The organism is bacterium (genome assembly GCA_035281585.1).
Lineage (GTDB): Bacteria > UBA10199 > UBA10199 > DSSB01 > DSSB01 > DATEDP01.
In genome coordinates this window covers 12,029-27,109 of sequence record DATEDP010000117.1, presented here as the reverse complement: position 1 = coordinate 27,109, position 15,081 = coordinate 12,029, and the positions used below count along the sequence as shown (strand labels likewise).

The following is a 15,081-nucleotide window of genomic DNA, read 5'->3' as shown; positions in this document are numbered from 1 at the left end:
AGATTGCAAAGAAAATCGGAAGCTTAGGCGCCCGGTTCTAGGATCAAATCGATCAGCGGCTGATTGCTTCCCACCACTTCGCCCTCCCGGACGTGGACCGCTTCGACGGTGGCGTCGGCCGGGGCTTGGATCTCGTTTTCCATCTTCATGGCTTCCAGGACCAAGAGGCCTTGCCGGGCCGAGACCGAGTCGCCGGGCTTCACCTTGACCGCCAGGACCTTGCCCGGCATCCGTGATTTGAGCTTTTCCTTTTCAGGCTCGGAGCGCGGGCTCGGCGTTTCGATCCGAACCGAGACGCTTTCCTCGCCGAAATGGACCTTGAGCAAACCCTGGTCGCGTTGAACCTGGAGGCTCAAGGGCTTGCCTTCGACCATGAACTCGACACGGCCGGACTCCAGCGACTTGGCGTCGATGGTCAAGACCTTGCCGTCGACCAAGAGCCGGTCTTTGTCGATTCTTTCGATTTGAACGGAGGAACCCCCGACCCGGATTTTCACGGCGCGGCCATTTTTAGCCCACCGACTCCCGACGCGCCAGCATTTTCCAAGGGTCCATGACGCTTGGCAAGGCGATGGCGGTTTCGACGACGCGGTCCTTGTTCTCCTCGTAGAGGAAAGCCGCAATGGCGGCGTAGATCGCCCGATCCGGTGAGGCCGACGGCGGCTCGATTTCCGGTTCGGCGATGATTTCTTCCACTGTGTTCATAATCATAATGGCATGTTCCCGTGTTTCTTCGTCGGCCGCGGCGACCGCTTGTTCTTCAGCATCTCGAAGCTCTCGGCCAGCCGGCTCCGGACTTCGGCCGGGTCGATGACCTCTTCGAGGAAGCCGAGCTCGGCCACCTTGTAGGGAGTCGCGAACTTCTCCCGGTATTCGGCGATGAGCCGCTCGCGCTCGGCCTCGGGATTGGCCGCGGCGGCGATCCGGCGGCGATGAATGATGTTGACCGCCCCTTCCGGCCCCATCACCGCGATTTCGGCCCCCGGAAAGGCGAAGCAGCGGTCGCTGCGGATGTGCTTCGAGTTCATTACAATATAGGCGCCGCCGTAGGCCTTGCGGACGATCACCGTGACCTTGGGAACCGTGGCTTCGCAATAAGCGTAGAGCAGCTTGGCGCCGTTGCGGATGATCCCGCCCAGCTCCTGCTCGAGGCCGGGCATAAAGCCCGGCACGTCGACCAAGGTGAGGATCGGTATATTGAAAGCGTCGCAGAAGCGAACGAAGCGAGCTCCCTTGGTCGACGCCTGGATATCGAGGCATCCAGCGAATTCCAGCGGTTGATTGGCCACGATTCCCAGGCTCTTGCCGCCCAGCCGGCCGAAGCCGACGATGAGGTTGGCAGCGTGCTTGGGCTGAATCTCAAAAAATGAATCCCGATCGAGGATGCTTTCGACGATCTCCTTCATGTCGTAAGGCTTGTTGGGGTTCTCGGGAATTTTCGCCTCGAGCTCCTCGAGCCGGCGGTCGATCGGATCGGAGCAGGCGACGGCCGGCGGGTCCTCGGCATTGTTCAAGGGCAAATAGCTCAGGAGCTTGCGGGTCAAGGCCAGGGCTTGGCGGTCGTCGGCGCCCACCAAATGGGCTTGGCCCGAAATCTTCTCGTGAGTCGGAGCGCCGCCCAGCTCCTCTTTGTCGACCTCTTGCTGAGTCACCGCCTTGACCACCTCGGGACCGGTGACGAACATATAGCTGGTTTCCCGCACCATGATGGTGAAGTCGGTCAAAGCCGGCGAGTAAACCGCGCCGCCGGCGCAAGGCCCCATGATCACCGAAATTTGAGGAATGAGGCCCGAGGCCTGAGTGTTTCGGTAGAAGATCTCGCCGTAGCCCGAAAGGCTGAGCACGCCTTCCTGGATCCGGGCCCCGCCCGAGTCATTGAGGCCGATCACCGGCGCGCCTATCTTCACCGCGTCGTCCAAGACCTTGCAGATCTTGCGGGCCGCGGCTTCGCCCAAGGAGCCGCCGATCGCGGTGAAGTCCTGGGCGAAGACGAAGACCAGCCTTCCACTGATCCGGCCATGGCCAGCCACCACGCCGTCGCCGTCGATCGAGTCGAAGTCGAGGCCGTATTCCGGTTGGCGATGCCGGGCGATTCTTTCGATTTCAACGAAACTGCCGGGGTCCAGCAGGAGGGCCATGCGCTCTCTGGCGGTGAGCTTGCCGGCCCGGTGTTGGCTTTCAATCTTCTCGATACCCCCGCCGAGAAGACAAGATTCGTTCCTTAACCGAAGCTCCTGGCTTTTCATGGCCCCCCCGGACCCTTTGGGTCCCCCAAGGGGTCATGGGTGCAATTTCTTAACCAAGATGATTCCTCCAGCGATTTCCTTGAAGCCGGCCAGGATCCGAGGGCATTCGAGTCAATAAAATGACGATTTTGGTGATAATTTATCAAACTGACATCTGAGTTCATTTCAAGACCGAGGATTCTCTGGGGATTTTTCACTTTTGGAGAGGCACGGAGATTGCACTTCTAGTTCCCGTCCAAGCAGTGGATCTCATCTTTGGTTCTCAGGGAGGGGGCAGGCAATGAGCGTTCCCAGTTTCGGGTGGGAGGGCGAAGCTCATGTGTCGCGGGGGCAGGGGCCCATCGGTTGGTGGACTCCAGGGAGCGAGGCTCCCATATTCATGACGCCGCAAATTGCGGCAGCTTCGGAACGGTTCCGCGAGATAACCCACATTATTCAGAATCCCGAGACCGGTGCCTTGGGCCTCGGCTTCGGCGGCAGTTTTTCACCGCGCGAAAGCGCCGCGGCTTTTCCGCTTTGGGCCGTCTTGCCGGCGATGTATCCGGAGTGGCTGGGCGACGAGTCCTTTCGGCTGGCCCACGGCCTGCGCTTTCCATATCTCTCCGGCGCCATGGCCAACGGAATCGCGACCGCCCGCTTGGTGGCGGCGATGGCTCGCTCCGGCATGATGGGATTCTTCGGCAGCGCCGGCCTAAGCCTCGAGCGGGTCGAAGCCGCGATCCAAGAGATTCGCCGGGAACTGAAGGGTCAGGACCTCCCCTTCGGCGTCAATCTGATCCATTCGATCGACGATCCGGCCTTCGAAGAGGCGACCGTCGACCTCTTCCTCAAAACCGGCGTGCGCCGGGCCGATGCTTCGGCCTTCATGAAGCTCTCGCCGGCGGCCGTGCGTTATTCGGCCACCGGCCTCAGGCCCGGACCCGGCGGGACGGTGCTCCGGCGGAATTTTCTCTTCGCCAAAATTTCGCGGGCCGAAGTGGCCGGGCCCTTCATGAGTCCGGCGCCGCCCCAGCTGCTGGCCAGCCTCTTTCATGAGGGGAAGTTGAGCGAGCAGGAGTTCAAGCTGGCCTCGCGGGTTTCGGTGGCCAGCGACATCATCGTCGAGGCCGATTCCGGCGGCCATACCGACAATCGCCCCCTGAGCGCCATCTTTCGGAGCATCGCCGAGCTTCGCGACCAGCTGGGACGGCTTCATTCCTACGCCGAGCCGGTCCGGGTCGGCGCCGCCGGCGGTTTGGGAACTCCGGCCGCGGTGGCGGCGGCTTTCGCGCTGGGAGCCAGCTTCGTGCTCACCGGCTCGATCAACCAGTGCGCCGTCGAATCGGGAACTTCCGATTTGGCCCGAGCCCTGCTGGCCGAGGCGGCGGTGACCGACGTGGCGATGGCGCCGGCGGCCGACATGTTCGAGATGGGCGTCAAGGTCCAGGTCCTGAAGAAGGGCACGATGTGGCCGCTCCGGGCCCAAAAGCTCTTCGAGCTCTATCGAGCCCACGATTCCTATGAGGCCATCGCGCCGGAAGAGCGCGAAAAGGTCGAGCGCGACATCCTCCGCGACAGCTTCGAGAATATCTGGCAGAGCACCCGGGACTTCTTCGAGGGCCGCGATCCGCGCCAAGTCGAGCGGGCCGAGCGCGATCCCAAGCATCGGATGGCCTTGGTCTTCCGCTGGTACTTGGGGATGGGCAGCCGCTGGGCGATTCAAGGCGAGGCTTCGCGGAAGGGCGACTACCAGCTTTGGTGCGGCCCGGCCCAAGGCGCCTTCAACGAATGGGCCCGCGGCTCCTTTTTGGAATCGCCGGCCAACCGCGGCGTCGTTCAGATCGCCTTGAACTTGATGGAAGGCGCCACCGCCGTGACTCGGGCCCAGCAATTTCGCAGCTTCGGCCTCGAGCCGGCCGGCTCGGCCTTCGATTTCCGACCCCGAAAACTAGAGGTGACTTCATGAAACGCGCTCCCTTGGAACCGATTGCCGTGGTCGGTCTTTCCTGCATTTACCCGGGCTCGATCGACGTCGAGCGGTTTTTCGAGAACTTGAAGCGGGGCAAGGATTTGATCGGCGACATTCCGCGGTCCCATTGGTTGATCGAGGATTTCTACGACGCCGACCCGCGGGCGCCCGAAAAGGTCTACGCCAAGAAGGGCGGGATCATCCCCGAGGTCGCCTTCGACTACATGAAATTCGGCATGCCGCCCAACGTGCTGCAGAGCACCGACTCCGGCCAATTGCTCGCCTTGGTCGCGGCCAAGATGCTCTTCGACAACGCTTTCGGCGAAGAATTCCATTCGCTCGACCGCGAGCGGGTCTCGGTCATCCTCGGCTATTCGATGGCGGCCCCGCACTTGATCGAGCTGGCCGTGACCCAAGCCATCCCGCTCTGGGTCAAGGCGATGAAGGAAGCCGGCCTGAGCGATGAGCAGATCGCCAAGGTCAATGCCGGGCGGCTCAAATATTCGCCGCCGATGCAGGAGAACTCCTTCCCCGGAGTCCTGCAAAACGTCGTGGCCGGGCGGATCGCCAACCGCTTCGATCTCCACGGCACCAATTGCGTCATCGACGCCGCCTGCGCCAGCTCGCTTTCGGCGATCAACCTGGCGATGCGCGAGCTCTGGACCGGCGATTCCGACTTGGTGGTGACCGGCGGGGTCCAGACCACCAGCACCCCGATGGTCTATATGTGCTTCTGCAAGACCGGCGCGCTTTCCTTCGGCGGGGTCAGCCGGCCCTTCGACGCCCGCTGCGACGGCATGATGATGGGCGAAGGTCTGGGTTTGGTCGCGCTCCGCCGCCTCTCCGACGCCGAGCGCGACGGCAATAAGATCTATGCGGTGCTGCGTGGGCTCGGCACCTCCAGCGACGGCAGGGGCAAGAGCATCTATGCCCCCGAGCCCGAAGGGCAAAAGCGGGCGCTCAGGCGCTGCTACCAGCATGCCGGCTACGGGCCCGAGACGGTCGGATTGGTCGAAGCTCACGGCACCGGAACGCGGGCCGGCGACGCCGCCGAGCTCAAGGCGCTCAGCGAAGTGTTCTCGGAATCGGGGCGGGCCGATCCCGGCTGGTGCGCCATCGGTTCGGTGAAGTCCCAGATCGGCCACACCGCCGGAGCGGCCGGAGCGGCCAGCTTGATCAAGGCAATTCTCGCTCTCCATCACAAGGTCCTGCCTCCGACGATCAATGTCGAGGAGCCGACCCCGGCCATCGATTGGGAAAGGGGACCCCTTTACATCAACAGCGAGTCGAGGCCCTGGATTCACGGGGCCGACCATCCGCGCCGGGCCTCGCTCAGCTCCTTCGGTTTTGGCGGGACCAATTATCACCTGACCCTCGAAGAGTATCGCGGGGAGCATCGGCCGCCCCGCCTCGATCGCCACGGCGCCGAGGCCGTCTTGGCTTCGGCCGGCAGCCGGGCCGGGCTGCTGGAGACGCTTCGGGCGCTGCGGGCTCAAGTCGAGGCCGGCGCCTCCTTGTTCGCCACCGCCAAGGCCAGCCACCGGGATTTTCGGGCCGGCGAGGATTTTCGTCTCGCAGTGGTGGCGAGGAGCCAGGCCGAGCTGAGGGCCCGGCTCGATCAAGCCATCGGCCATTTGGAGAAGAGCGAGGCCGCGCTCTGGCTGCCGCCTCAGGGGATCTATTTCCGGCCGGGCTTCAAGCCGGCCAAGGTCGCGATGCTTTTCTCCGGCCAAGGCAGCCAATCCCTGGGCATGGGCGGGGATTGGGCGATGCACCTCGAGGAGGTCGGCCGCTTCTGGGATCGGATCGATGCTCTGACCCAAGGCTGGAACGCTCGCTTGAGCGAAGTGGTCTTTCCGCGGCCGGTCTTTTCGGAAGAGGCCCGCCAGCGGCAGCGGGCCCGGCTCACCGCCACTGAATGGGCCCAGCCGGCGATCGGCGCGACCTCGGCCGCGCTTTATCAGGCTCTGGTCGGGCTGGGGGTGAAGCCGGACATGATGGGCGGCCACAGCTTCGGCGAGCTGACCGCGCTCTACGCCGCCGGCGTCTTCGACTTGGCGGGCTTCCTCAGCGCCGCCCGCCACCGGGGCGAGGCGATGGCCCAGGCCAGTGAGAGCCGCGGCGCGATGCTGGCGGTGGCCGAAGAGACCGAGGCCTTGAAGCGGCGGCTCGAGGAATGGCAAAGCTCGGCGATCCTCGCCAACCTCAACGCTCCCCGGCAGCAAATCCTGTCGGGCGAGGAAGGCGAGATTCACCGGGTTCAAGCCTTGCTCGAGGCGGCCGGCGTCAAGGTGACTCGGCTCAACGTCAGCACGGCCTTTCACTCGCCCTTGGTCAGCGGAGCCGCCAAGAGCTTCGGGGACTTCTTGCAGAAATCGGAGATGAGGCCGCCGAGCCTGCCGGTTTACTCGAACCAGGGCGCCGAGCCTTATCCCGAGGATCTCGCCTCGATTCGCCGGCGCTTGGCCGATCACTTGGCCAATCCGGTTCGGTTCTGCGAAGAAGTCGGGGCCATGCGCCGCGCCGGCGCCAACGTTTTTCTCGAGGTCGGCCCCGGCTCGACTTTGTCGCGCTTGGTCGAGGAGTGTTTGCCCGGCGAGGAGATCCTTTCGCTGTCCTTCGACCAGAAGGGCCAGGAAGGCATGGTCGCCTTGACCCACGGCCTGGCTAAGCTGGCTGCGGCCGGTCTCGAATTGGCTTGGCAACGGCTGGACGATCGGGAGCTGGCCGCGCTCGAGGGCTTCGAAATGACGCCGACCACGATCCTGCTCGACTCCTCGACCCACAAGAAAAAATATCCGGTTCCGGAGACGGCGGCTCGCGACAATGTCCACGTCCTGCCGAAGCCGGCTGAAATGCCCATTCCGGTGGCTTTGGCGGCCGGCGCCGAAGCCGACGCTCCGCGGCCGATGCCGGCGGCGCCATCCTTCCGCACCGGGCCCAAGGCTCCGGTCTCAGCCCCAGTCTTGACGGTCCTCAAAGCTCAGGAAGAAGCGCCGGCGAAGCCGACCGAGCTGCCGCGGCCCAGCGCTCAAGAGCTGACGGCCTTGAAGGGCTTGCTCTACCAGGTGGTGTCGGAAAAGACCGGCTACCCGACGGAGATGCTCGGCGCCGACATGCACCTCGAGGCCGACCTCGGCATCGACTCGATCAAGCGAGTCGAGATTTTCAGCACGATCCGCGACCGGGTTCCCCATCTGCCCGAAGTCGGCATCGAGCAGCTGGTGGCCCTGCAGACCATGGGCCAAATCATCGAGTTCATGGAAAAGGGGCCGGCAGTCGCGCCGGCCAGCCCGCCGCCGGCGGAGACTCCGATCGCCCCGGAAATCCCCGCCGCCTCGGCGGGCGTGGCGCCGCCCCCAGCGGAAGTTTTGGAGGAGGCGGCCGCCTCTCTCACCGCCTTGCTCTACGAGGTGGTGTCCGAGAAGACCGGCTACCCGACCGAGATGCTGGGCGCCGACATGCACCTCGAGGCCGACCTCGGCATCGACTCGATCAAGCGGGTCGAGATCTTCAGCGCGATCAAAGACCGGGCCGCCCATTTGCCGGAGGTCGGGATCGAGCAATTGGTGGCTCTGCAAACCATCGGGCAGATCATAAGTTTCATGCGTAGCGGCGCCGGTCTTGAAGGCTCGCCGGCGGTTTCCGCCGGTGAGCCGGCGCCGTCCACGCCGACGTCCCCGCCGCCACGAACCGCCGAAATCCCGGTGGCGGTGGAACCCGCGCCGGCGCCGGCGGCCGCGATCGGCCGCTTCGGTGTCGAGCTGGTTTCCACCCAGAGCCATTCCCACGTCACCCTGGCTCCGAACCGTGAAATTTTGGTGGTCTCGGACGGCGGGGGCATCGGCGAGGTCGTCCGCGAGCGCTTGATCCAAGCAGGTTTCCCGGCCCACTTGGTCGAAGGCGAGGATCAAATCGACGAGCAGGGCGCTTGGGGCGGCCTGATTTACATGGGCGGGCTTCGCTCGGCGCCGAATTTTTACTCGGCCGCCAAGATCAACAAGGAAGCCTTCCGGATCGCCAAAAAAGTCGGGCCGGCCTTGCGCGATGCGGCGGCCAAGGGCGGCGCCTGGTTCGTCACCGTCCAGGATACCGGCGGCCACTTCGGTTTTCAGGGTCTCGATCCGATCTCGGCGGCCAAGGGCGGTTTGGCCGGTCTGGCCAAGACCCTGGCCCGGGAATGGAGCGGCGTTTACTGCAAGGCCATCGATCTCCCGATCGCGAGCATCTCGCCCGAAACCGCGGCCTCGGAGATCCTCCAAGAAATTTTCCAGGGCGGCGGCGAGGTCGAGATCGGCTTGCCGCTCGACGGAAGACGGCTGACCGTCGTGCCCCGCGAGCAGAACGAGGTTTCGGGCCTGCCCCTGGCCCTCGATCAAAACTCGGTCTTGGTGGCCAGCGGCGGCGCCCGCGGCGTGACCGCGGCCTGCATCATCGAGTTGGCCAAAAAATACCGGCTCAAGATCGTCCTCTTCGGCCGCAGCCAGGTGCCGGAAGTCGAGCCCGAGGCTTATCGCTCGATTTCCGACGAAGCCGGCCTCAAGAAAGCCCTCTTTCAAAAAGCCCAAGCCGAGGGGAAGGCGATCACGCCGGCCGAGCTGGAGACCGAGACCCGGCTGATCCTCAATGCCCGCGAGGTCCGGCAAACGCTGAAGGCCCTGCGCGAGGCCGGCTCCGAGGTGAAATACTTTCCTTGCGACATCCTCGAATCGCGGCTGATCCGGACCGAGGGCCCTTCCTGGACCTGGCAGGCCGGCAATCTGGTCCGTTCGGCCTTGGCCGAGGTTCGCCAGGAGTGGGGGCCGATCACCGCCCTGATCCATGGCGCCGGAGTCATCGCCGACAAGCGGATCGAGGACAAGACTCAGGGACAATTCGACCTGGTCTTCGACACCAAGGTGCTAGGCTTCAGCGAGCTCCTCTCGGCCCTCGACAAGGAGCCGCTCAAGCTCATCGTGGCCTTCTCTTCGGTGGCCGCCCGCTTCGGCAATGCCGGCCAATGCGACTACGCGATGGGCAATGAAGTGATCAACAAGATGGCCCAGGCCGAGAAAAGGAAGCGGGCCGGCCAATGCGTGGTCAAGTCGATCAATTGGGGAGCTTGGGAGGGCGGCATGGTGAAGCCGGCGCTCTCGGCCGAGTTCAAGCGCCGCGGAATTTCGCTCATTCCCTTGGACGTCGGAGCCAAGGCCTTCGTCCGCGAGCTGGCTTCCTCCGATGCCAATCCGGTCGAGGTGATCCTGGGAGCTCCGCTGTGACCCGGCTCGGGCCCATCGACTACGATTCGCTGGCCGAGTTCTCGCGAGGCAAAGTCTCGGGGATTTTCGGGCCGGCCTTCGCCGGCCTCGACGCCATGCCGCGGAAGACCGGCTTGCCGATGCCGCCCTTGATGCTGCTCGACCGGGTGCTTCAGCTCGACTTCGAGCGCCGGGACAAAAGCTGCCAAGGCCAGATCGAGTTTGAAACCGACCTGAGCGACGATAAATTCTACCTGGGAGCCGACGGCTATCCCTCGCTCGGCATGTTGGGCGAAATGGTCCAGGGCTGCACCTTGATCCTGACCGGCTTGGGCTTCGATCTCGGTTTTCAGGAAGCCAAGCTTTTCCGGCTCTTGAACCATGAGGTCCAATTCGCCGGTCCGATCCCGCGGCGGGGCGAGACGCTCAAATTCCGATTGAAGCTCGACGCGGTGATGGAGGCCGGCGGCCTTCTCATTTTCACTTTTTCGGGCCGCTGCCTGGTGGGCGAGGAGCTTCGGCTCGAGACCAAATCCCAGGCCGGCTATTTCAGCGAGAAAGAGCTGGCTTCGGCCAAGGGCGTGCAATGGGACCCCGAAAAATGGCAGGGCCATCGTCTTTTGCCGCCGATCCCTCCGCCGGTGGTCGCATCATCGAAACGGAGCTTCAGCCGGGCCGAGCTGGTGGCCTTGAGCGAAGGCCGGATCTCGGAATGTTTGGGCGAGGCTTACCGTGAAGCCGACAGCCATGATCGCACGCCGACTTTGTCGCGGGGCAACCTTCTCCTGCTCGACGCGGTGACCGAAATCGACCTCGGGGGCGGCCCTTGGAAACGAGGTTATCTCGCGGCCGAGAGCCAGGTTTCGGCCGGCGATTGGTTTTTCCCGGCTCATTTTCGCAACGACCCTTGCATGCCCGGCAGCCTGGTCTTCGAGTCCTGCGTCCAAGCGATGCGCTTCGACTTGCTCTACCGAGGTTATTCGCTCAGCCGTCCCGGCTATCACTTCGAGCCGGTGCCGGGCAGCGGATGCAAGATCCAGTGCCGCGGCCAAGTAAGCCCGGGCAATCGCCGGCTGAAGATCGAGATTTTTGTCAAGACAGTGGGGCTGCGACCTTATCCTTGTCTTCAGGCCGATGCCCAAGTTCATTGCGACGGTTTGAAATTGTTCCGAATGGAAGACCTCGCGCTGCGCTTGGCGCCGGAAATCCCATGAGCCGGACGGTTCGGGAATGGGAAAAAGAGTTCAGCCTGTCGGCCCACCCTTGGCTGAAGGATCATTGCCCGACCTTCACGATTCCGACCCTGCCTTTCTCCTTCATGGTGGCGGAGATCGCCCAGGCCGGCCGCAAGATCAGCGGCTTGCCCCACTTGATCGAGCTCCGCGACGTGAAGGTGACTTCTTGGCTGGCGTTTCCCGAAGGCCATCAGCGGGTCCGAGTATCGGCCGAGCTCGTCGAGGCCGGCGAGGGCCGAGCCCTGGTCGCGGTGCGGCTGGCCTCCTTTCACCGCAAGATGGGCGAGCAGGAGATTTTCAGCCCCTTCTGCGAAGGGCGGGCCCTCTTGGCGGCCGAGGAAGTCCGCGATGAATTCAGCGCGATGGTGAGCGAGGAGCCGGCCCTCGCTTCGCATCCCGGTTCCGGGATTTACGCCTCGGGCTACCGCTTTTCCGGTCCTTCTTTCCGAATTCTTCGCGAGCTGCGCGCCCACCGCGGCAATTTTTGGACGGCCGAATTGGCCCTGCCCGAGGAGACCCCGGCCGACGCGGCGCTCTTCTTCCCGTTCCTCCTCGACGGGCTTTTCCAGGCGCTTCCCAAGGAGGAGTGGCCGGACTGGCATCGCTCGCTGGCCGGCAGGATCGGCTTTCCCTTTCGCATCTCCTCGGCCAGGTTCTTCGGGCCCGAAATCCAAGACGGCCCCTTTCAAGCCGAGGTGAGGTTCTTGGGCTTCGAAACGGAGAATCAGCTTCCCCAATTCCGGTTGCGGCTGTTCGCGCGCCGTCAGTCCAGCTGGAAACTGATGGCCGAGCTGGCTTATCAGGAGTACCTGGTGCCGCTGGCCAAGCTTTTGGACCTGGCGCCATCCGACCGCGCGGCCTTCCTGCGGGAGGGGCGTTATATTCCGGACCTCTCGCTCTCGGAAGTTTCGGCCGAGGAGGCTCGGCTCAAGCCGGAGACGATCCGGCAGGTCGATTGGCTCAAAGGAACGGTGGCTCAAGTCTATCTCGAATCGCCGGAGCTCATCCGGGAATACCGGGGGCTCGACCTCCGCCAGGCGCTGATTTGGCTGGCCGAACGGGTGGTGGTTAAGGAGCTGATCGCGATGAACGAGGGCATTCACCCTCGCGACGTCCATTTGAAGAAGGTCGGCGACGGGGATTGGGAGGCGACCTCGCCGGCCTTGCCTCATCAGTCCCACCAAGTGGGAGTGGAATTCTGCGACGGCGAGTTTCGGGCCCGCAAGCGGGGGCCGGCTCGGATCGATTTGGATCAAGGCTTGATCTTGTGGCGGGCGCGCCTCGGCCTCAGCCGCTCGCCGGTTGAAGTGTTGGGGAGGAGCCTGATCGAGAAATTTTTGGGAGGCATCGTCTTGGAAGATAGCCGGGATTTCGACGGCCTCCGCGGCCGACCGGTCCTATTCCTGGCCAACCACCAGACCTTCGTCGAATCCTTCCTGTTGAATTTGATGACCGCGTCGGTGGCTCAGAATCCGGTCGTGTTCTTAGCCAAGCACGAGCATCGAGAGCAGTGGATCGGGCGTTTTGAGGAGATTTGCACGACCTATCCCGGGCTCTCCGAGCTGAAAACCATCCATTTCGTCGACCGGGAAGATCCCCGGGCTCTCTTCGAGGTCGGGGCGGCCTTGGAAAATTTCTTGGTCCGCGAGCGGACCTCGGTCGTGATCCACGTCGAAGGCCGCCGGTCCTACGAGGCCGGCGATCCGGTCCAGAAAGTGAGCAGCGTTTGGCTCGATCTCAGCATTCGGACCGGCGTTCCGGTGGTCCCGGTGCAGATCGTCGGCGGGCTTCCCTTGAGCAATCCCGGCCGGCGGAAATACGATTTCCCGGTCGATTGCGGCCGGCAGCGCTTCGTGATCGGCCGATCGATACCGGCGGCAAGCTTGGCCGCCTTGCCTTACGCCGATCGCCTCCGCAAGGTGAAGGCGGCCTTGAACCGGAAGCTCGGCGCCCTGGTCGAACGGCCCTTTCCGGCCGAGCCGGAGTTTCAGGCCCGGGCCGAAGCCTTCGGCCGGCTCTCAGGCGCCTCCGAACCGGCCGCGGTCCTCTGGACCTCCTTGGAGCGCCACTGGTTGCTCCATCAGGAGCCGCGGAGCGGGCTTGAGTTCGACAATCCCTTCGACGCTTTGGTTGCCGCCGGCCGGATCATGCTCGCCTCGGGTCAAGCTCCGCACCTCGAGACCTCGGCGGTGTTGGATTCGGCATGGTTCGAAAACCTCGTGGCCTGGCTCTTCGGCGGCCGGCTCAAGGTGGAGGTCGGCGGTTTGTCGAGCGGCTATCGCTTGAAGGTCTAGACGTAGCCCAAGGCGTGGACGATGCGGAAATGCGAGGCCCGATAGGCCGGAATCAGCGAGGAGAATAAGGTCGAGAAGAAGGCGATCGCGAAAACCTGCAGCATCAGCTTGGGCGAAATCAAAAAGTAAATGCGGTACCAATCGGAGACGCCGGTGGTGGGTGGCGGCGGCATCCGGACCCCGGTTAGCGGGATGATATGACTCATGGCCCATCCGATGAGGACGCCGAGGGTTGCGCCGATCAAGCCTAGGATGGCGGCCTCGAGAACGATGACCGTGAAAATGGTCGAACGGGAATTGCCGATCGCCATCATGGTGCCGTATTCCCGCATCCGCTCGAAAAGCGCCATGTTGATGGTGTTGGCGACGCTGACGATGAAGATGACGCTGATGATGAACTTGAGGATCCAGAAGAAATTGTCGAAGAAGTGCTTGGTTTGCTTGTACATCAGGCTTTGATTTTCCCAGGGCACGATCTCGAAGGCCATCTTTTCGGCGGTCAGCGCCTCTTTCAAGGTCAGGGCGGCCGCGTCGATGCTCTCGGAATCGTCGTAATCGTCGGCCACCACCAAGAAGCTGTTGACCTGCGCGGGCAGGCCCAAGATCGCCTGGGCGCTGGACAGCGGGACCTTGACGACCCGCTCGCCGACTTCCTTCAGCACCGTCTCGAAGACGCCGCGAATGTGGAAGTCGGCGCCGTCGACCGCTCCCTCCTGGCGGGTGGTGATGAACGAGACATGGTCGCCGACCTTGAGGTTGAGCGACTTGAGCAGGCCGGCCCCGAGCACGATGCCGTAAGGATCGGAATCGTCGAGGTCCTTGCCTTCGACGATATTGGTGGTGGCCCGCTGCAGGCTGACGTTCCGGAAGCTGCTCATCCGGGCTTCGGTCCGGGGGTCGACTCCGAGAGCGATGACCGCCACGCTGTCCCGGTCCGAGCTGAGCATGCCGCCGAATTTGATCCGGGGGACGGTGTAGGCCCCGGGAATGCTTTGCTCGATCAGCTTGGCGATCCGCGGCGCGTCTTGGATCAGGTAGTTGAAGGGGGTGATCGAGCCCTTTTCGAAGTAGCCGCTTCGGCTGACTTGGAAATGGCCCGATTGGCTGTGAATGAACGTTTGCTTCAAACTATAAAGCAATCGATCGAAGAAGCCGCCGACCAGCAGCAAGCTGGCGCTGCCCACGACGATGATCAGCAAGGTCAGGGCGCTGCGCCGCTTGTTGCGCAGGACATTCTTGCCGGCGATCTTGAGCAATCGCCAAAACGCGCCGTCGCTTTTCATTGATAGGCTCCGATCGGAGCGCCGTGGAGGATGGTCCGGCGGCCCTCTTCCTGCAAAACCCCGTCGCTGATGGTCACGATCCGAGAGGCATGATGGACGACTCGGGGGTCGTGGGTCGAGAAGATGAAGGTGCTGCCGTGCTCCTTGTTCATGCGTTGCATCATCGACATGATCGTCTCAGCCGAACCGCTGTCGAGATTGGCCGTCGGCTCGTCGGCCAAGATCAGCAGGGGACGAGTGACCAGGGCCCGGGCGATCGCCACTCGCTGTCTTTGGCCGCCGGAAAGCTCGTCGGGCCGGTGGCCGGCGACTTCGGTGAGCTGGGCTTCGGCCAAGGCCGCCCAAACCCGCTCTTTCCGCTCGCCCGGGCTGACTTTGTGGAAGAGCAGGGGATATTCGACGTTCTCATAGGCGGTCAGCACCGGAAAGAGGTTGAAGGATTGAAAAATGAAGCCGAGGAATCGGCTGCGCAACTGGGCTTTCTCTTCATAGGAGAGGTTTCGAGTCGAACGGCCTTGCAGAAAAATCTCGCCCGAGGTGGGCTCGTCGAGGAGACCGAGGAGGTTGAGGAGGGTGGTTTTTCCGCTGCCCGAGGGGCCCATGATGCAGAGCATCTGTCCGGCCTCGATGCTGAAATCGACCTGGCGCAAGGCCCGGACCACCGTCTTCCCCAATAAGTACTCCTTGCTCGCACCCCGTACTTCCAGAACTTCCATGGCCCGGCCCCCCCTATTTCCTTAAGGAATACTGAATATTCCAGCAAAAGCCGTACCAACGGCAGCCCTGCGGGGAGGCGAAAATAGGGCTTATTATCGAGGATTGGGCCCCCTTCGCCATT

Annotated in this window: 9 protein-coding genes; 4 read left to right on the top strand and 5 right to left on the bottom strand. The window is 63.4% G+C overall.

All coding sequences use genetic code 11. From position 1 onward, the window contains the following. Nucleotides 1-23: 23 nt before the first annotated feature. Genes VJR29_09890 through VJR29_09880 form a run of 3 tightly spaced genes read right to left on the bottom strand, consistent with a single transcriptional unit; the run spans nucleotide 24 to nucleotide 2,246 of the window. Nucleotides 24-497, bottom strand: coding sequence for a biotin/lipoyl-containing protein (locus tag VJR29_09890; GenBank protein ID HKY63719.1), 474 nt, complete (start codon nucleotides 495-497; stop codon nucleotides 24-26). Between the two features lie 13 nt (nucleotides 498-510). Further along, the gene (locus VJR29_09885; GenBank protein ID HKY63718.1) at nucleotides 511-705 is read right to left on the bottom strand and encodes a hypothetical protein; all 195 of its coding nucleotides are present in this window, start codon (nucleotides 703-705) and stop codon (nucleotides 511-513) included. Between the two features lie 2 nt (nucleotides 706-707). Then, a complete protein-coding gene (locus VJR29_09880) occupies nucleotides 708-2,246 on the bottom strand; it encodes an acyl-CoA carboxylase subunit beta (GenBank protein ID HKY63717.1) in 1,539 nt (512 codons plus the stop codon). Between the two features lie 379 nt (nucleotides 2,247-2,625). Between VJR29_09880 and VJR29_09875 the strand changes: the two genes are divergently transcribed. Genes VJR29_09875 through VJR29_09860 form a run of 4 tightly spaced genes read left to right on the top strand, consistent with a single transcriptional unit; the run spans nucleotide 2,626 to nucleotide 12,960 of the window. After that, nucleotides 2,626-4,191, top strand: coding sequence for a PfaD family polyunsaturated fatty acid/polyketide biosynthesis protein (locus VJR29_09875; protein HKY63716.1), 1,566 nt, complete (start codon nucleotides 2,626-2,628; stop codon nucleotides 4,189-4,191). Beyond that, nucleotides 4,188-9,452 (top strand): SDR family NAD(P)-dependent oxidoreductase, encoded by a 5,265-nt coding sequence (locus tag VJR29_09870; GenBank protein ID HKY63715.1) that lies wholly within the window; start codon nucleotides 4,188-4,190, stop codon nucleotides 9,450-9,452. The genes VJR29_09875 and VJR29_09870 overlap by 4 nt, the downstream gene beginning before the upstream one ends. Then, nucleotides 9,449-10,645: a hypothetical protein gene (locus VJR29_09865; protein ID HKY63714.1), complete on the top strand. Its 1,197-nt coding sequence runs from the start codon at nucleotides 9,449-9,451 to the stop codon at nucleotides 10,643-10,645. Before VJR29_09870 ends, VJR29_09865 begins: the two co-directional genes overlap by 4 nt. Beyond that, on the top strand, nucleotides 10,642-12,960 hold the full coding sequence (locus VJR29_09860; protein ID HKY63713.1) for a 1-acyl-sn-glycerol-3-phosphate acyltransferase: 2,319 nt from the start codon (nucleotides 10,642-10,644) through the stop codon (nucleotides 12,958-12,960). Before VJR29_09865 ends, VJR29_09860 begins: the two co-directional genes overlap by 4 nt. Here VJR29_09860 and VJR29_09855 read toward each other — a convergent pair. Continuing rightward, entirely contained in the window at nucleotides 12,957-14,243 is a 1,287-nt protein-coding gene (locus VJR29_09855; GenBank protein HKY63712.1) for an FtsX-like permease family protein, read from the bottom strand. The genes VJR29_09860 and VJR29_09855 overlap by 4 nt on opposite strands. After that, on the bottom strand, nucleotides 14,240-14,959 hold the full coding sequence (locus tag VJR29_09850; GenBank protein HKY63711.1) for an ABC transporter ATP-binding protein: 720 nt from the start codon (nucleotides 14,957-14,959) through the stop codon (nucleotides 14,240-14,242). The genes VJR29_09855 and VJR29_09850 overlap by 4 nt, the downstream gene beginning before the upstream one ends. Nucleotides 14,960-15,081 lie beyond the last annotated feature (122 nt).

Coding starts and splice junctions, on each gene's coding strand:
- VJR29_09875 (HKY63716.1), top strand. CDS start 2,626: ATGACGCCGCAAATTGCGGCAGCTTCGGAACGGTTCCGCGAGATAACC.
- VJR29_09880 (HKY63717.1), bottom strand. CDS start 2,246: ATGAAAAGCCAGGAGCTTCGGTTAAGGAACGAATCTTGTCTTCTCGGC.
- VJR29_09860 (HKY63713.1), top strand. CDS start 10,642: ATGAGCCGGACGGTTCGGGAATGGGAAAAAGAGTTCAGCCTGTCGGCC.
- VJR29_09855 (HKY63712.1), bottom strand. CDS start 14,243: ATGAAAAGCGACGGCGCGTTTTGGCGATTGCTCAAGATCGCCGGCAAG.
- VJR29_09850 (HKY63711.1), bottom strand. CDS start 14,959: ATGGAAGTTCTGGAAGTACGGGGTGCGAGCAAGGAGTACTTATTGGGG.
- VJR29_09885 (HKY63718.1), bottom strand. CDS start 705: ATGAACACAGTGGAAGAAATCATCGCCGAACCGGAAATCGAGCCGCCG.
- VJR29_09870 (HKY63715.1), top strand. CDS start 4,188: ATGAAACGCGCTCCCTTGGAACCGATTGCCGTGGTCGGTCTTTCCTGC.